Below are 17073 nucleotides of genomic sequence, written 5' to 3' on the forward strand. Positions count from 1 at the left end.
CTATGTATATGGCGGACTTGGCCAAGTTAGAAGTAGGATTAGCCTTTTAGTGCATTAAACTATAAGAAAAGCGGAAGCGCCTTGCCCACCCCCGGCGTCTCGTGGGGGCAGGCGCTCCTCCTAAAGGATAACGCTTTTAATCGTGCGATGGATATTCTGCCGAAGCTTTCCCTGTAGAGCTAGACAGTTATCAAAGTCCCAAGGTATGATTCTTACTTTATAATAAAAGCTGCCGGAAGTTTTATCGGCAGCTTAATATGTTATGCTCTTCTGTTCGGTCCTTCCACAAGCACTGGTTCAGCAAGGTATTTAATACGCTCCATGATTCTCCTTGCCTTCATTTTCTCTTCCTCTCCGCGCTGGCTGTAGGAGAGATGATGTTCGAGACCCTTCAGGTCGAAATTGGAAGTAAAGAAGGTTGGGAGGCTTTCCTGCATGCGGAACTGCAGAATCGGCCCTAAAATCTCATCCCTTGTCCAGCTGGACATGGTTTCTGCACCAATGTCATCGAACATTAAAACCGGTGCTTTTTTAATGGTTTCTATTTTACTGTTCAGAGTTTGATCTCCAATTGAATTTTTCAATTCCCTGAATAGTTCAGGAACGTATACAATCATGGAGGATACTTTCTGGCTTGCAAGCTTATTAGCGATAGCACCAAGCAAATAAGATTTGCCTACACCGAATTTTCCATAAAAATAAATTCCTTTTCCCTTGGATCCCGGCTGGTAGTCCATAACAAAAGATGCCGCTTTATCAACGGCCTCAATGCGATCGTCATCATCATATATGGAATCAAAAGTGGCATGAAGGATATCAGATGGTACATATAAACTCTGAATTAATTTTTCGTTTCTCCGCTGCTCATCGTGCATGACCTTGCGCGGGCACTTATCATATTTCAGATCGACTGACCCTCTTTGAATCACAAGCTCCGGATGATAGCCCTGCATAAAGTTCACACAGCCCTCCAAGCTAGGACATTTATTGCACTCCTTGCTCTGCTGTGTATATTCAAAGAGTTTGCTAAGGCTCTTTTCAACCATCTCAGATGTCAATTCATCCCGATGAGTTTGGATAAATGCCTTCACTTCAGGGTGATTAAGCGTTTGGTTTCTCATTTTCTCATACCTTTTTTGAAAACCTTCATTGCCCGCAAGGCGTCTTAATGTTTCATTGATTTTCTCCATCAATCAGTCACCTCCTGTGATCGCAGTTTTTTTAATTTTTCGTTAAGCTCCCTCTTTTTCATTTCCAGCTCATACTGTTCCTTTTCGCTGTTTTGCTTCTGAGACTCTTTCTTTTTGGCGGCTGCACTGCCTTTTTCATCAAACCAGTCCGGCAGCATCTCCGTCCTGATCGGCTTCTTTTTGTTTCCAGCTGTGCTGGCTGTTTTCTTTCCTTCCGCCCAATCCAGGTATTGCCGGTGTTCTTTCTTAGCTAAATCAATAGCTTCCTGGGGTGTTTTTATTTTCTTTCTTGCCCAGTGGCCAGCTATTTTTTCTACGTAGCCTTTGGTCAATTTCATATCTGTTTTGAGCATAACATATTGAATCAGAACATTAATTACCCCGGGCAAAAGCTTTTGCTGGAACATGACATCTTCAATAATCTGCAGATCACCTTTCGATGGCTCTGCCCCTCCGGATATATCCTTTAAAAGCTGCCTTGGTGAGGTGATCTCCAAATAACGGATCAATTCTTCTTCCTGGGTTTCAGGCTGTTTTTTATGAGTCTGATGGATGGCAGGATGAACCCTGTCAATCAGGGATGGCAGCTGGTCCTGATTTTGGAATTGATACCAATCCCGTGCAGATTTTCTTAACTCCTCAATGTCTATCTCATTATCTTCATTTACAGCGCTGATGACGATATTTTTCATTTGAATAGGGTCGATTCCGTACAAAAAGGCAAGATTGCTGATGGATTCCTTTACTTTAACTGTAATGGCCTTTTTCGGTACAAGCGATTCATTCAGCCCTGCCTGAAGCAGTTCAAAATTAAAATCTTCATTCCCGATTTGAATGCCTTCCTGCTCCTGCCTTCCAATATACCCTTCCCCCTCTGATTCATTCATCAGCTGCACCACTTCATCGCCAACCTCAAAAGTACCTGGGTGTCCTGATTTAAATACATCCTGAAAAGCCTTGGTTACTTCCTCATACCCTGTGGCTGTCATCACCTTCTGATCTGAGAAGAAGCGCTTCAGCCTCATAAATTGGTTTCTGCCCAATTTCTTATAAAGATAAATATTGAGCATGCCATCAAGGAAAAATTGTTCAGGTGTCAGCGGGGGGAGCAGTTCATAAATAAATGACCTTGTCTCCTCATCTTTGTTTACGTATACCTTTAAAAGTCCTATCCCTTCAAGCTTGAGGCGGGCTTCATATATATCCTTAAGCCCCATGTCCATGAAATTCATTAAACTATGGTGTGAATTAGAAGATGACCATAGCCTATTTTCTTCAAGTTCCGCCCATAATGTCATATATAAACTGAAGCATACAGAGCCAATGAGCGGCTGGTATAACAGCGTCAGCACTTTTCGGTCATAATCATGCAAAAGCCCGCTGGCTGCTACTGTATATCGATCAATGGGGAGCATCTCCTGCCAATGCTGGGCCATGGTGTTCACCTTTTTCTATTAAGAATATTTTTTACACTTATTAATCTCAAAAGCATATACCGTAAAAAAAGAGCCAAAGAAGTCCTTCAGCCCATCAAACTATTTCATTAGAAATCAGAGACAGCGGCAGCTGACCTGATTTAAGATTGTTCTTTTTTGATTAATTCTTTGAGTTCATCAATAAAAACATTGATATCCTTAAATTGCCTGTATACCGATGCGAAACGGACATATGCCACATCATCCACATTTGCGAGCCTGTCCATGACCATTTCGCCAATTTCATCGCTTTTTATTTCGGAGACACCGTTGCTGCGGAGCTCTTTTTCCACTTCAAAAGTAATGTCCTCCAGGTCCTTTAGGGCAACCGGCCTCTTTTCACATGCTTTAATAAGGCCTCTCAGTATTTTTTCCCGGCTGAATTCCTCTCTGGTGCCTTCTTTTTTCACAACGATTAAAGGAATTTCTTCCACTTTTTCAAAAGTCGTAAACCGGTATCCGCATTTCTCGCATTCCCTTCTGCGCCGAATGGACCTGCTGTCATCAACAGGACGGGAATCGAGAACACGGGTATTATTGTTTTGGCATGAAGGGCATCTCATACAATCAGCTCCGAATTCTTTTATAAGTAAGTTATTTTGCTGGCGTTAGACCAATTACCGAATTTTATTTGTTACTCTTATCTTATAAAAAAGGAGTTGTCAGTACAAGTACTACTATTTATCTGCGTTTCTTGCAGAACCGAGAAAATCATGCCGTTTATTCACCTTTTCATAAATGGAAAGAGCTTCTCTCTTAAGGATTGGGTGGACACCTGCCGGAGAGGATTGCTCAGTTGAGATATTGATATCTACCGCCGTTTCGAAAGGCCTGACAGTCACGACTGTGACAATGGCAAAACAAGATTTAATTTTCTTAATTTCTGCTGCTATCTCGCCGCGTTCTCTGGAAATGCTGAGAATGTTCACATTTTGGTCTGCTTTAAATAAATCTTCGATCGTTTGCATCATTTGAGCTGTATTAGTTCTATAATATCTTGTAGTGAGCTCAGGATCAGAGTGGTTTTCATTTGTTTCACACTGCTTTTTATAGCGGCTGGCAAATTGCCTGAAAATAGACATCCTCTTTCCTCCGTTATTTATTATGTATCCTTATTGTACTATTTTTTACAAATGTCTCATAGATTCTTGTTTATCTTACATATTATGCCCGTTAATTTCCGCTGCAGGCACTCAAGCTTTCCCTCGGGACTGCCGACGCCCCCGACGCTCTGCGTCTGCGGGGGATTCCATTGTACGCGACTCCCTCAGGAAGTTGAATAAACTTCCTTGAATGAGCATTTTCGAGGATCTCGCACCTTCCGCTCCAATCAACTCAGTGAATAACTCATTTAGAAGATTAAAAACAATAAATTGAAGTTTTATACTCCGGGCAAAATAAAAAGAGGTGTATTAAATACACCTCTGGATTGCCTAAGATCATTCTGTTATTAAAGTACTTGAGCTTGTTTAACTTGAACTGGACCCATACCGCGAGGAATTTCGATATTCTCACGCGTTTGAGCTCCTAACGATTCTGCAATAAAGTCTGCAGCGATGTTAGGGTCAAGATCTCCACACGTATACACATCAATGCTGGCATAGCCATGCTCCGGGAAGCTGTGAATAGTTAAATGAGATTCAGAGATGATAACCACTCCGCTTACACCCTGTGGCGCAAACTTATGAAATGCAACCTCGCGAATTTCAGCACCAGATTTTAATGCAGCATTTACGAATGTCTGCTCAATAAAATCCATATCATTTAACTTTTCAAAATCGCATCCCCAAAGTTCTGAGATTACGTGACGACCCATAGTTTCCATATTCAAATTTCCCCCTTTAAACTTTTAAGCTATTAATTAATGAAATTCCAGATTTAAACTGGTCCATAACTACCACGGGGGAAAGTTAGTCCAGAGAGGTCCTAACCCTTTAAGTAGCTACCATACCAAAACCTCGGAGAAGTTCACGAGGATTAGTATACTTTGTTTAATTTCTTTTTGCAACACATTGTTTTACATTTTTTTTGGCAAAATCTTTGAAGGCTTTGTCCTTCTCAGGATTTAATTCTGTCCAATAAAAGGAGCCTGCCGGGGAATGGCAGGCTTAAGGGTATGGGTAGTTTTATATTGAGAGAAACTGGCAATTAACCAATTTTTACTGCAGATGCCTGAAAAAGTTCCTGTGCAACAAATTTTGTTAAATCTACAACGCGGCAAGAATAGCCCCACTCATTATCGTACCATGCAAGTACCTTTACTTTGCTGGTGCCGATTACCATTGTTGATAATCCATCAATGATGGCAGAGTGTTCATTTGTGTTGAAATCAATTGAAACCAATGGTTCGTCAGTAATATCAAGGATACCGTGCAGCGATCCCTGTGAAGCAGCTGCAAAAGCCGCATTCACTTCTTCTATTGTAACGTCGCGCTTTAAGTCCACCACGAGGTCAACTAAAGATACGTTAGGCGTTGGGACACGGAGTGCCATTCCATGCAATTTGCCCTTTAAGTGAGGCAATACCAGCGACAATGCTTTTGCGGCACCAGTGGAAGTCGGGATTATGGACTGTCCGCAAGCACGGGCCCGGCGCAAATCCTTATGCGGGTTATCAATATTTTTTTGGTCGTTAGTATATGCATGAACTGTTGTCATAAGTCCGTTTTCAATGCCAAATTGTTCATCAAGGACTTTTGCAACAGGTGCAAGGCAGTTTGTTGTACATGATGCATTTGAAATAATATCATGTTCTTCAATTTTTAATGCGCTTTCATTTACGCCCATAACAACAGTCACATCTTCATTTTTTCCAGGAGCAGTAAGTATTACTTTTTTAGCCCCGGCTTCAAGGTGAAGAGCTGCTTTATCACGTGAATTGAACTTTCCTGTAGCTTCAATGACGATATCGATGTTCAATTCTTTCCACGGAAGTTCTTCAGGATTCCTGTTGCTGACAAGCTGAACACTTTTGCCGTTCACTACAATAGCATTGTCTTCCGGAACAACACTTCCTTCGAATTGTCCGTGGTTTGTATCATATTTAATCAAGTGTGCCAAAGTTTCAGCTGGATAACTTGCATTTATGGCAACCACTTCAAGATTTTCATCAAGGATGGCTTTTCTAAAAACCATACGTCCAATTCTTCCAAAACCGTTAATCGCTATTCTCGCCTTCATGTTACGGCCCCTTCCGCATTAGTGTTATACTTTTGTTACCCTAAGATGTAATTAGTATAACATATTAAAAATCATTTGTGATGGATTAAATGCGGATTTTTTAATGTTTAACAATTCAGAAATATGAGCTCTTTACTTTCAGCAGGTTTTATGGGGGAATGTGCAAAAATACTGAAACATAATGTTTATTTTTGTCATACTAATTGGGTATTAAATGCAACAAAAAAAAGAGCCTGTAACAGGCCCTTAGATAGCATTCCATTTTCTTAAAATACTCCACAATTGTTTCTCTGTTTCTTCAATCCTGCCATTATTATCAATTACAGCATCGGCCAATGCCTTCTTTTCCCTTAAAGGCATTTGGGAACGGATTCTTGCCATTGCTTCTTTTTCGGAAAGCTGATTTCTTTGCATCAGCCTCTGCAGCTGTATACCTTCATCTGCATAAACTAATAATGTTTTGTCGCACATGTATTGTAATTTACTTTCAAATAAAAGCGGTATATCTAAAATAATCAGCTGTTCATTACGGCTGATTGCTTGTTCCTTTTTGGCTGTCATTCTTTTGCGGACGGCAGGATGTACAATGCTATTTAAGGCTTTCCGCTCATTTTCATCATGAAAAATAACGGAGCCCAGTTCTGCACGATCAATTGAACCGTCTTTGAGGAGAATGCTTTCCCCAAAATGACGGACAATTTCCTGATAAGCTTCTTCTCCTTTTTCAACAGCTAATCTGGCTTCTATATCCGCGTCGATTACAGTGTACCCTTTTTCGATTAGGAGAGATGAAACGGTGCTTTTCCCGCTTGCAATCCCGCCTGTCAAACCTACAATCAGTGACATAGTGTGTTCCTTTCATATAAAATGCTAGATTTTTAATATCCCGATTACGATTAAAATAATTCCAGGGATGAATGAAAACTTATGAACCCATCCGCTTTTGGAGAAGAGGGATCCTACTTGCATTCCCATAAACACAAACAGAGAACTCATAACGGCGACAGTCATTGCCAGGTAGAAAGGTGAGTATCCAAGCATGGCTGCACCGATTCCAGCTCCGAAAGCATCAAGGGATAAAGCAAGCCCGAGCATAAGTGCTTCAATTCCTGTGATGGTTCCGGATTTGTCAAAATCAGCGGACATCGGCTTTTTCAGGATATTAATGACAAGCCCAAGAGATTTGATTTCCAGGTTCACAATCGTTTTTTCATGCGGCAGGACATCCTTAACTTTTTCCGGCCTGAAAAATTGATAAAGTACCCAGGCACCGAGAAAAATAAGTATAACTCCCCCTAAACTTTCAGCTAAAGCCGGAGATAAAAAGGCTTCTATAAAATGGCCAATTGTCATGGCAGCCATTAATATTAAAGCTGAACAGCAAGCGATTATACTGATCGATTTAAATGGTATGCTCATTTTCCTTAAGCCATAGGTTAAACCGACACTAAAACTGTCAAGACTGACAGCAAAAGCAAGTATCAAAAGAGAGAATGTATGCGCCATAGAATAGAGCTCCTTCCTGTCAATCGCTAAGATAGTATATGGAAGAAGCCCATCCAATGTTATTCGAAACGCATTTCAGCTCTATTCTGCATTATTATTTTTTCTGGCAGGCCGGACAGTAAACTGTCCCCCTGCCTCCTGTCACGATCCGCTCAAGCGTGCTTCCGCAGACTTTGCAATCTTCCCCTTTTCGCCCATACACAAAAAGTTCGAGCTGAAACATGCCAATTTGCCCTTGGGAATTAACATAGGAGCGTATGGTGCTCCCTCCCTTTTCAACTGCTTCCCTCAAAGTATCCGCAATCTCTTTGTGAAGTGTCTCCAATTCACTCCTTGTTAAGCTATTTGCCGCTCTTTCAGGATGTATTCGTGAACGGAATAATGCTTCATCGACATAAATATTTCCTAACCCTACGATCGTTTTCTGATCGAGAAGTGCAGTTTTGATATTGCGGGAGGTCCGTGCAAGTCTCGCAGCAAGGTCGTCTGCTGTAAACTCTTCCGCAAATGGTTCCGGTCCAAGGTGTGCCAGCGGAAGAGTCGTAAATTCTTCGCCCTTTGCATATAAGTGCATCGTTCCAAATTTACGGACATCCTTATATCTGAGCTCAGTGCCATCTGTAAAATGAAAAATCACATGAGTGTGTTTTTCAACAGGATCTTCTTCTAAAAAAAGTCCGTACCTGCCTTCCATTCTCAGATGGGACACAAGGGCATAATCATTGGTATAGAGTATTAAAAACTTTCCTCGCCTGCCAATGTCCTGAAAAATTTGACCTGCTAAAGCATCCTTGAATTGGCCAGCCTCTTCCGGATGCTTAACCATTTTGGGCCAGAAAACCGAAACATGTGCAATGGTTTTGCCGATCACCAATTCCTGCAATGTTCTTCTGACCGTTTCAACTTCTGGAAGTTCCGGCATGGTCCTCCCTCCTTTGTAAATCAGTTAAAAATGCTTGGGACTTTGCTTTATGATATATTTTGAATCCTGTTTGCTGGGGTGTAACTTTCCGCTGCAGGCACTCGCTTTCCGCGGGGCTTCCGGGAGCCTCCTCGGCGCTATGCGCCTGTGGGGTCTCCGTGGGTTCGCCACTCCCGCAGGAGTCTCGCACCTTCCACTCCAATTAACACGATCTTTAATAGCACTTAGCATATCACAACAAGAAAAATCATTTTAGGTGAATTACTTGCAAAGTAAATTCCTCAAGATCAACTTTTATTTCGCATCAAACCACGTTGGCCCAAAGGAATAATCCACTTTAAGCGGAACTTTTAATTCTACTGCATTTTCCATAACGTCCGGTACGATTTTTTTGAGCGTCTCTATTTCATCCTCTGGCACTTCAAAGATCAGTTCATCGTGAACCTGCAGTAAAAGGCGGGCTTTGAGTTCTTCTTTTCTTAGGCGGTCAGCCATATCAATCATGGCTTTTTTAATTATATCTGCCGCGCTTCCCTGGATCGGTGTATTCATGGCGGTTCGTTCCGCAAAGCTTCGAAGGTTGAAGTTTCGGCTAGTGATTTCAGGCAGATACCTTCTTCTGTGAAGAAGGGTCGAGACATATCCTTTTTGTTTAGCATCATGGATAATATCATCCATATACTGCTTAACGCCAGGATAACTTTCCAGATAGCGGTCAATAAATTTACCCGCTTCTTTCCGTGTGATGCCTAGGCTTTGGGAAAGGCCATAATCACTGATTCCGTAGACAATTCCAAAGTTAACTGCCTTTGCATGGCGCCGCATATTGGACGTAACTTCATTGGCATTAACGTGGAATACTTCCATTGCCGTTTTCGTGTGAATATCCATATCTTCAATAAATGCTTCAATCAGCTTTTCATCATCTGCAATATGAGCCAGTACTCTCAGTTCAATCTGCGAGTAGTCTGCTGCAAAAATGGCCCAGCCAGGTTCTGAAGGGACAAATGCCTGCCTGATTTTTCGCCCTTCCTCCAGACGGATCGGAATATTCTGCAGGTTTGGATCTGTTGAACTTAACCTACCTGTCTGTGTAAGAGCCTGATTAAATCTGGTGTGGACTTTGCCTGTTTCATAGTTAACCACCTTAAGCAGGCCTTCAATATAAGTGGATTGAAGTTTGCCAAGCTGGCGGTAATGCAGGATGTCCCGGATAATTTCATGGCTGTTCTCAAGTTTCTCCAGGACATCAGCAGATGTGGAATAACCTGTTTTTGTTTTTTTAATGGCGGGCAGCCCTAATTTTTCAAAAAGGATCACTCCGAGCTGTTTTGGAGAATTGATATTAAAGGCTTCCCCGGCAAGCTCATGTATGCGCTTTTCGATTTCATCCAATTTGGAGAGCAGGTCTTGTCCCATTGTTTTCAGGCGCTCAAGATCCACTTTAATACCGGTTGATTCCATATCAGCCAATATCAGAGACAGCGGCATTTCCAGGTCATAAAACAGCTCGGATTGCTGGTTTTCCTTCAATTCACTATCCAGTTTTTCCTTCAATGTCATCAAGGCCGCTGCTTTCCTTGCCAAATGCCCGGCAAGTTCCTTTTCTTCCGGAATCCGTCTTTTTGCTCCTTTTCCGTAAAAAGCTTCATCAGATTGAATCGCGTTATAGCCATGATTTTTTGCTATAGAGGCCATATCTTCAATAGTCTGAGACGGGTTAATAAGATAAGAAGCAATATAAAGGTCAAAATCAGCACCTTTTAAATGAACACCATGATGCCGGAGTGAGACTTCCGATCTTTTGGCATCATAGACTGTCTTCTTTTTGGTTTCATCTTCAGCCCATCTTTTAAAAACATCTGACTCTAAAGCCGTATCTTTGGAGAAGAAGAAATTCCCCTTAGCATTCGCAACGGAAAAACCAATGATGTCTGCATAATGGTAATTATCTTCTAGAAGCTCGACATAAAATGCATTTTCATCTGTAAACATCTCTTCCTTAATTTCATCTGCAATGATAAATTCAATTTCTTCAAGATTTTCTTCGACCGCTTCTGTGTCACCGCCAAGCTTTTCCAGTAAAGAGTTAAAGCCTAATTCTTTAAAGATGCTTATGACTTTTTCTTTTTCAAAACCTTCATATTCAATGTCTTCAATTCTAATTTCAACTGGGGCTTCTCTCGTGATAGTGGCAAGCTCTTTGCTCATTAAAGCTTGATCCCTGAATTCTTCCAGCTTTTCCTTCAGTTTTTTTCCGCTCACCTTATCAACTGACTCCAAGAGCTCTTCAAGGGTTCCAAACTCTTTGAGCAATTTAAGGGCTGTTTTTTCTCCCACTCCTGGAACACCTGGGATATTATCTGAACTATCTCCCATTAGACCTTTCATATCAATAATTCTGTCAGCCGTGATTCCGTATTTTTCTTCTATATGAGCTGGTGTATATTCTTCAATATCAGTAATTCCTTTACGGGTAATGCTGACTGTTACAGCATCGGAACTTAACTGTGTCAAATCCTTATCCCCTGATATAACTTTTACTTCACATCCATCTTTTTCAGCTTGAAGCGACAAAGTTCCGATGATATCATCAGCTTCATAGTTTTCCAGTTCATATCTGGAAATTCCGTAAGCATCCAGCAGCTCTCTTATATAAGGGAACTGTTCGGACAGCTCAGGCGGAGTTTTCTGCCTTCCTCCTTTATACTCGCTGAAGGTTTTATGGCGGAAGGTTGTTTTTCCGGCATCAAATGCCACAAGGAGATGAGTTGGTTTTTCATCCTCGAGAATCCTTTGCAGCATCATGGTAAATCCGTAGACAGCATTTGTATGTATTCCTTTATCATTGTTTAAAAGCGGCAAAGCAAAAAATGCCCGATAAGCGATGCTGTTGCCATCAATCAGAACAAGCTTTTTTTTATCCAACTAATATCTCCTCCTCTTAAGAAAAGCGCAAGCGCCTTGCCCACAATAAAAAAGCCGACATTTTCCTTTATTCTATCATGAGCAGATAGAGAAAGAAAAATAACGGCTTTGGGGTTAAAAGTAATTAATCCGTATACCCCATCAGCAGTCGGGCATATGGTGAGTCCGAAGGGAGAACAATTACAGTCTCGCCATTAATGGTCTTTTTATAGGATTCAAGCGTGCGGTATAAGGAATAAAATTCAGGATCCTTTGAGAAGGCTTCGTTGTAGACTTTCGCAGCTCCCGCTTCTCCTTCCGCGCGGATCGTTTCAGCATCTGCCTGGGCCTTGGCCAGCATTTCCCTGACATTCCTATCCGTTTCAGCAATGATGATATTCTTCTGGGCATCACCCTTGGACAGGTATTCCTGGGCTGTTGACTGGCGCTCTGAAATCATCCTGGTGTACACGGACTGTTCGTTTTCAGAAGGTAAATCTGTTCGTTTAATTCGGACATCTGTTACTGTGATTCCATAGTTATCATTAGAAAGCAATTCATTCACTTTAGTAGTAATCTGATCATTCAATGATCCCCTTGATGACTTTTCATCATTAATTATTTCATCATAATTCAGCCGGCCCAATTCGGAGCGGGTCACGGAGTAGATGAACTCTTCCATTCTGGCCTCCGCCCCCTCCAATGATCTGGCGTTTGAGATCATTTTCTTAGGGTCATCAATTTTCCATACTGCATAATTATCAATAATCATGACCTTTTTATCCTTTGTATTGATTTCAGCTTCGGACACGTCATAAGTCATTTGGTATTTTGGGAGCGTGGAAACACTTTGAATAAATGGTATTTTGTATGTTAATCCAGGCTCGCTCTCAATCCTGACCACCTCACCAAATTGCCGGATGACCCTGTACTCCCCTTCCTTTACAATAAAAAGGTTGCTGAAAAGAATTGCGAGTGCGGCAATGACAAGCACAAGGATGAGTCCAAGTTTGGTATAACTTCTCCACTTGAAATTCCCGCCCCGCTCATTGATATTTACGACATTTTGATCACTCATTATCCGCACCAGCTTCCTCTTTCGGTTTGGTCTGTTCTTTCTCAAGCGGCCTGATCGGGAAATATTTCATTGTATTTCCATCGTCATTCATAATGTAAATTTCAGCACCTGGAAGGACTTGCTCCAGCGTTTCAATGACAAGCCGCTCTCTTGTGATGTCAGGATTATTCTTGTATTCTCCATACAATTTATTAAATACCGCCACATCTCCACGTGCTCTCTCCAGGCGCGCCGCTTTTTCACCTTCCGCTTTGGAGGCAAGAGCCTCCTTCTCACCTTCTGCTTCATTCATTCTCTGGTTCTTATATTTTTCTGCTTCATTTTTTTTGGTATTGGCGGTTTCCCTCGCATCCGTTACATCCGTAAAGGCTTTTCTGACATCATCATTCGGCAGTTCCACATCCTGCAGTTTGACTGCAAGAACGGATATGCCAATATCATATTTTTCAATTAAAGAGGTTAGGAGCTCTCTGACATCAGCTTCAATCTCTGCTTTTCCTGAAGTTAGCGCATCATCAATTTTAGATCCGCCTATAATACTTCTTAAGGATGAGGAAGTAGCATCATATAGGATTTCTTCTGGGTCTTCAGCATTATAAAGATATTTTTCCGGATCCGTAATTTTCCACTGTACAACCAGATCTGCCAGAACGATATTTTCATCACCGGTTATCATCTTTGTCTCATCAGGAAAATCCTTTATTTGTCCATCTTTTTCTTCATATCCAAACTGCAGCGAAAAAGTTTCTTTTGAAAGCTTCTCCACGCTTTGGACAGGCCATGGCAGTTTGAAATGAAGTCCCGGCTCCGTAATGCCTTCCTCCACTTTCCCAAATGTTAAAATGACTGCCTGATCCGATTCATCGACGGTGTACCATGTTGTAAAGGCAACTATACTTAACATAACAATTGCCAGAATTAGGCCTGCGATTGTATAAATCCGCTTTAAGCTGACCATTTCCTCTCCCCTTCCCTAGCACTCTTTCTATAACTTTTCATACGATTTATTTACGTAAAGGTTTCATAAATATGACAAAAGTTAAAGAAAGAAGGAAAATCAGCAAAAATGAAAAAGGCGAAAGCGGGGTCAGCTTTCACCTTTTTCTATGGCTCCTTGGATGAAGGGGTTTAACAATTATGATTTTATCAGCGGAATGTAAAGGGGGCATAAATCTGCTGTAAAATTAATGTAAAGTTAAACCTGCCACTTCATCCATTTTTTTCATTATTCATTTTAGGAAGTTCAATTATAAAGGAGGTGCCTTTGCCGACCTCACTCTTTACTGAGATGGATCCTTTATGTGCTTCAACCAGATGCTTTACGATGGCAAGGCCAAGTCCTGTACCGCCGGAATTCCTGCTTCTAGCTTTATCCACCCGATAAAAACGTTCAAAAATACGAGGGATTTCACTGGCTTCAATTCCAATCCCCGTATCCTTTATTTCAGTCAAAACTGTGCTTCCGGTCTTTGCCGCCGAAATATAGATGACCCCCTGATTCGGCGTATATGAAATTGCATTTGATATGGTATTTATAAACACCTGCTTAAGCCGGTGAACATCACCTTCAATATATACCGGTTTTTCATCTCTCTGATATTCAAAAACAATTTCCTTTTCTGCTGCTTTCCCTTTCATAATGGCCATTACATCTTCGAGCACATCAGTCAGATCCAGCTGCTGAATGGAAAGGCTGAATCCTTGCTTTTCTATTTTCGATAGATCCAGCAAATCCTGAATAAGAGATTGAAGCCGATCACTTTCCTTCAAAATGATACTGAGGAAATCATTTAGAGCCTGTTTGTCTTCCATCGCTCCATCCAAAAGAGTTTCCGAAAAACCCTTTATAGAGGTTATAGGTGTTTTCAATTCATGAGAAACGTTTGCTACAAAATCCTTCCTCATCTGCTCAAGCTTTTTCAGTTCTGTAATATCATGAAAAACAAGTAAAATCCCTTTCCATTCATCATTCGTGCCAATAATCGGGACTCCATATACTTCAAAGTAACGCCTTTCGATATTAACGGGAATAATAAGCTGTTTTTTTACTTTCTGCTCAGTCATGAAAATTTCTTCAACCATTTCGGTAATACCTTTGTGCTCAATCACTTCATAATAGAGTTTGTAAAGATATTCAGAAGGATTTGCATTGAAAACCTCTTTGTATGGCCGGTTCATTAAATTAATATAGCCTCTGCTGTCAATAAGAATCAGGCCGCTTCCCATGTTTTCAATGAGAGCCCCAAGCCGATCCTGCTGCATTTCCTGGGACTTCACCATTTCCTGAAGATTCCTTGCTAATACATTGATAGACTTACTCAGCATACCTGTTTCGTCTTCCTGATCTTCATATGTTCTTGCCCGGTAGTTTCCCTTTGTAAGTTCAATTGCAACCTTTGTGGCTGACTCGATAGGTTTTGTATACCGTGCCGTAATTCTTGATCCAAGCAGAATAATAACAAATAAAGAAAGGCCCAGGCTGATAGTCAAAATCCACCAAATCTGCTGGTAAGCCTTTTGGAATTCAGCCATCTTTGTGCTTAAGAAGATATAGCCCTCCTTCTCGCCATTTATCATGACAGGCTGCCAATAATAGTGCAGGTTAAACCCTCCGGCCACTTCCAATCCTGATTCATTTGCAGATTCCTTTTTTAATACTTCTAATATAATTTCCTGATGCCTGCTTTGTGTTGTCTCACTTTTGACGCTGCTGTCCATTAGTATTCTGCCCTGGCCATCAGTAGCAGTTACACGCAAATCAAGAATGGCTCCGAACTCATTGACCTTATCAAGGCTAAGGGATCCAATGCCTCCGTTGCCCTCAACATAGCTCGATACCAGTTCAGACTCTTTTTGCAGCCGTGCATCAAATGTTTTTAGATAATAGCTTTTAAAAAGCTGGCCTAAAAGAAGGCCTAACGCAATTAAAACAACCAGAATTAAAGTGAGCAATGCGAATAGCAGGCGGGTGCGAAAGGTGTTCATTCTCCTTTAGGCTCCTCCAATTTGTAGCCCAGTCCGCGAATGGTCTTTATATATACAGGTTTTTTAGTGTTTGTTTCAATCTTCTCTCTTAAATGGCTAATATGTACATCAACGATTCTTGTATCTCCCGCAAAATCATAATTCCAGACTGCGCTAAGAAGCTGATCCCTTGTAAGAACACGGCTCTTATTCTTGGCAAGATATAATAGCAATTCAAATTCCTTCGGAGTTAATTCAAGGAGTTCTTCTTCAAAATAAGCTTCATAATGCTGTGGAAATATCTTCAGGCCGCCAATCCTCAAAGAATCGCCATCTTCTGTTTTCTCCTCAGCAGCCTCAGGCACAAATTGAGTTCTCCTTAAGATGGCTTTAACTCTGGCAACCACTTCGCGGGGGCTGAAGGGTTTTGTCATGTAATCATCCGCACCAAGTTCAAGTCCAAGTACTTTATCAAATTCATCATCCTTGGCAGTCAGCATCAAAATAGGTGTCCCAATTTTCTGCTGTCTAAGCTGTTTGCATACTTCAATTCCATCAAGCTTTGGAAGCATAAGATCAAGTACAATTAGATCCGGCTTTTCAGAAATGGCCAGATCTTTTCCTTCCTGGCCATCCATGGCTGTGATCACTTCATAGCCCGCCTGCTGCAGGTTATATTGAAGTAAAGTTACGATAGATTGTTCATCATCTACAACTAGAATTTTCTTATCCATACGATCCTCCGAGTGAATGAATTACCCCTGTTTGAAACCTCAGCTGAAACAGCACCATTGGAGTGTCAGCGATCTTTTTAAAAGCAGGTATCCCTCCTGCCTATCAAACCCCTATTTACCATATACCTTTATTATAATATATTTCATGATTTTTTTTCGGATCAATTGTGGGATAGGACTGGATTCATAAAAAAAAGATGTGCGTTTTCTGCACATCTTTTTACTATCAGAAATTATCCAGAGCATTCCCATCCATCGGCTGAGGCTTGTATGGCGGGCATATAAGGAGCTGTCCGTTAATAACCGTCTGCTCCTCTTCATTTGTCCCCTGTACCTTAATTTGTACGGTGTGACTTGAGGTGTTCACTTCTATTACCTCGAATAAAAATTGAACTGTGCCATAATGAAAGACAGGCTTCACATACTCGATCTCCTGCTTTAAAACATGGCTTCCTGGCCCCGGCAAATATTTTGATATGGCAGAGTTAATGATGCCATTCAGCATAACACTTGGCACAATCGGTTTTTTATAAGGTGTTTGTGAGGCATAGTCATGCTGGATATATAAAGGGTTTGCATCGTTCGTTAAGCCCAGGTACAGCAATAGGTCCTTATCTTCTATTTTTTCTGTAAGCGTCAGTTTTTCGCCAACAGATATTTCATCAATGGTTCTTCCCAGTTTTCTTTTTTTTCCAAGCAGCATATCTTAGCACCTCCAAGTATTGTAACCGTTTACATAGTTGCTGTAAAAAATAGACTGTAAAATATTTTAAATTATTCAGTCTATTTTTTATATGATATCATTTTATACTATTTCCCAAAAGGGCTTCCAGTAAAAAAATTCGGAGAGTCGACCCCGAATTTTTTTACTATCTATTTCCGAAATCATTGACTGGCTTAAGAATTCTGCAAGCTGATTCAGCACGGGTCACTTGCTTTCTGCGGGGCGGGCGGTGAGCCTCCTCGCCGCTTTGCGCCTGTGGGTTCTCACCAGGACATTGAATAATCTCCCTTGAATCAACACCGCACGAAGGAAATGCGATAGCATTTTCGAGGATCAAGTGACCTCCGCTCCAATCAACTCAGCGATTAAACTGAGACAGCTGAATTGAAAACA

At 41.3% G+C, this 17073-nt stretch carries 16 protein-coding genes; all 16 read right to left on the minus strand.

Annotated features, from left to right (window positions below; all coding sequences use genetic code 11):
• Nucleotides 1–260 precede the first annotated feature (260 nt).
• The 16 genes from dnaI to DFO72_RS03815 all read right to left on the minus strand — a co-directional run bounded on the left by dnaI (nucleotide 261) and on the right by DFO72_RS03815 (nucleotide 17017).
• Nucleotides 261–1190, minus strand: a complete 930-nt coding sequence (gene dnaI, locus DFO72_RS03740; protein WP_113882638.1) for a primosomal protein DnaI — start codon at nucleotides 1188–1190, stop codon at nucleotides 261–263.
• Nucleotides 1190–2626, minus strand: coding sequence for a replication initiation and membrane attachment family protein (locus DFO72_RS03745; RefSeq protein WP_113882637.1), 1437 nt, complete (start codon nucleotides 2624–2626; stop codon nucleotides 1190–1192). The genes dnaI and DFO72_RS03745 overlap by 1 nt, the downstream gene beginning before the upstream one ends.
• A gap of 140 nt (nucleotides 2627–2766) precedes the next feature.
• The gene (gene nrdR, locus DFO72_RS03750) at nucleotides 2767–3228 is read right to left on the minus strand and encodes a transcriptional regulator NrdR (RefSeq protein WP_113882636.1); all 462 of its coding nucleotides are present in this window, start codon (nucleotides 3226–3228) and stop codon (nucleotides 2767–2769) included.
• Nucleotides 3229–3342: 114 nt separating this feature from the next.
• Nucleotides 3343–3747: a hypothetical protein gene (locus DFO72_RS03755; RefSeq protein WP_113882635.1), complete on the minus strand. Its 405-nt coding sequence runs from the start codon at nucleotides 3745–3747 to the stop codon at nucleotides 3343–3345.
• A gap of 368 nt (nucleotides 3748–4115) precedes the next feature.
• Nucleotides 4116–4490: an adenosylmethionine decarboxylase gene (speD, locus tag DFO72_RS03760; protein ID WP_009333223.1), complete on the minus strand. Its 375-nt coding sequence runs from the start codon at nucleotides 4488–4490 to the stop codon at nucleotides 4116–4118.
• 323 nt (nucleotides 4491–4813) lie between these two features.
• Nucleotides 4814–5845: a glyceraldehyde-3-phosphate dehydrogenase gene (locus tag DFO72_RS03765; protein WP_113882634.1), complete on the minus strand. Its 1032-nt coding sequence runs from the start codon at nucleotides 5843–5845 to the stop codon at nucleotides 4814–4816.
• Nucleotides 5846–6091: 246 nt separating this feature from the next.
• Nucleotides 6092–6691, minus strand: coding sequence for a dephospho-CoA kinase (gene coaE, locus DFO72_RS03770; protein WP_113882633.1), 600 nt, complete (start codon nucleotides 6689–6691; stop codon nucleotides 6092–6094).
• A gap of 24 nt (nucleotides 6692–6715) precedes the next feature.
• On the minus strand, nucleotides 6716–7351 hold the full coding sequence (gene ytaF / locus DFO72_RS03775) for a sporulation membrane protein YtaF (protein ID WP_113882632.1): 636 nt from the start codon (nucleotides 7349–7351) through the stop codon (nucleotides 6716–6718).
• Between the two features lie 94 nt (nucleotides 7352–7445).
• Entirely contained in the window at nucleotides 7446–8273 is an 828-nt protein-coding gene (gene mutM, locus DFO72_RS03780) for a DNA-formamidopyrimidine glycosylase (protein ID WP_113882631.1), read from the minus strand.
• A gap of 294 nt (nucleotides 8274–8567) precedes the next feature.
• Nucleotides 8568–11201, minus strand: a complete 2634-nt coding sequence (gene polA, locus DFO72_RS03785; RefSeq protein ID WP_113882630.1) for a DNA polymerase I — start codon at nucleotides 11199–11201, stop codon at nucleotides 8568–8570.
• Nucleotides 11202–11325: 124 nt separating this feature from the next.
• On the minus strand, nucleotides 11326–12258 hold the full coding sequence (gene hflC, locus DFO72_RS03790) for a protease modulator HflC (RefSeq protein WP_113882629.1): 933 nt from the start codon (nucleotides 12256–12258) through the stop codon (nucleotides 11326–11328).
• The gene (hflK, locus tag DFO72_RS03795; RefSeq protein ID WP_113882628.1) at nucleotides 12251–13216 is read right to left on the minus strand and encodes an FtsH protease activity modulator HflK; all 966 of its coding nucleotides are present in this window, start codon (nucleotides 13214–13216) and stop codon (nucleotides 12251–12253) included. The genes hflC and hflK overlap by 8 nt, the downstream gene beginning before the upstream one ends.
• A 251-nt stretch (nucleotides 13217–13467) precedes the next feature.
• Complete coding sequence (gene pnpS, locus DFO72_RS03800) at nucleotides 13468–15243, minus strand: two-component system histidine kinase PnpS (protein ID WP_113882627.1); 1776 nt, start codon at nucleotides 15241–15243, stop codon at nucleotides 13468–13470.
• Nucleotides 15240–15956: a response regulator transcription factor gene (locus DFO72_RS03805; protein ID WP_113882626.1), complete on the minus strand. Its 717-nt coding sequence runs from the start codon at nucleotides 15954–15956 to the stop codon at nucleotides 15240–15242. Before DFO72_RS03805 ends, pnpS begins: the two co-directional genes overlap by 4 nt.
• A gap of 226 nt (nucleotides 15957–16182) precedes the next feature.
• Nucleotides 16183–16659 (minus strand): MaoC/PaaZ C-terminal domain-containing protein, encoded by a 477-nt coding sequence (locus tag DFO72_RS03810; protein WP_113882625.1) that lies wholly within the window; start codon nucleotides 16657–16659, stop codon nucleotides 16183–16185.
• 166 nt (nucleotides 16660–16825) lie between these two features.
• Nucleotides 16826–17017: a hypothetical protein gene (locus DFO72_RS03815; RefSeq protein ID WP_113882624.1), complete on the minus strand. Its 192-nt coding sequence runs from the start codon at nucleotides 17015–17017 to the stop codon at nucleotides 16826–16828.
• Nucleotides 17018–17073: the final 56 nt, after the last annotated feature.

The organism is Cytobacillus oceanisediminis (assembly GCF_004366035.1).
GTDB classification, from domain to species: domain Bacteria; phylum Bacillota; class Bacilli; order Bacillales; family Cytobacillaceae; genus Cytobacillus; species Cytobacillus oceanisediminis_C.

Excerpts from the sequence above, each read along its gene's own strand:
- dnaI (WP_113882638.1), bottom strand. The coding sequence starts at position 1,190 with ATGGAGAAAATCAATGAAACATTAAGACGCCTTGCGGGCAATGAAGGT.
- DFO72_RS03745 (WP_113882637.1), bottom strand. The coding sequence starts at position 2,626 with ATGGCCCAGCATTGGCAGGAGATGCTCCCCATTGATCGATATACAGTA.
- nrdR (WP_113882636.1), bottom strand. The coding sequence starts at position 3,228 with ATGAGATGCCCTTCATGCCAAAACAATAATACCCGTGTTCTCGATTCC.
- DFO72_RS03755 (WP_113882635.1), bottom strand. The coding sequence starts at position 3,747 with ATGTCTATTTTCAGGCAATTTGCCAGCCGCTATAAAAAGCAGTGTGAA.
- speD (WP_009333223.1), bottom strand. The coding sequence starts at position 4,490 with ATGGAAACTATGGGTCGTCACGTAATCTCAGAACTTTGGGGATGCGAT.
- DFO72_RS03765 (WP_113882634.1), bottom strand. The coding sequence starts at position 5,845 with ATGAAGGCGAGAATAGCGATTAACGGTTTTGGAAGAATTGGACGTATG.
- coaE (WP_113882633.1), bottom strand. The coding sequence starts at position 6,691 with ATGTCACTGATTGTAGGTTTGACAGGCGGGATTGCAAGCGGGAAAAGC.
- ytaF (WP_113882632.1), bottom strand. The coding sequence starts at position 7,351 with ATGGCGCATACATTCTCTCTTTTGATACTTGCTTTTGCTGTCAGTCTT.
- mutM (WP_113882631.1), bottom strand. The coding sequence starts at position 8,273 with ATGCCGGAACTTCCAGAAGTTGAAACGGTCAGAAGAACATTGCAGGAA.
- hflC (WP_113882629.1), bottom strand. The coding sequence starts at position 12,258 with ATGAGTGATCAAAATGTCGTAAATATCAATGAGCGGGGCGGGAATTTC.
- hflK (WP_113882628.1), bottom strand. The coding sequence starts at position 13,216 with ATGGTCAGCTTAAAGCGGATTTATACAATCGCAGGCCTAATTCTGGCA.
- pnpS (WP_113882627.1), bottom strand. The coding sequence starts at position 15,243 with ATGAACACCTTTCGCACCCGCCTGCTATTCGCATTGCTCACTTTAATT.
- DFO72_RS03805 (WP_113882626.1), bottom strand. The coding sequence starts at position 15,956 with ATGGATAAGAAAATTCTAGTTGTAGATGATGAACAATCTATCGTAACT.
- DFO72_RS03810 (WP_113882625.1), bottom strand. The coding sequence starts at position 16,659 with ATGCTGCTTGGAAAAAAAAGAAAACTGGGAAGAACCATTGATGAAATA.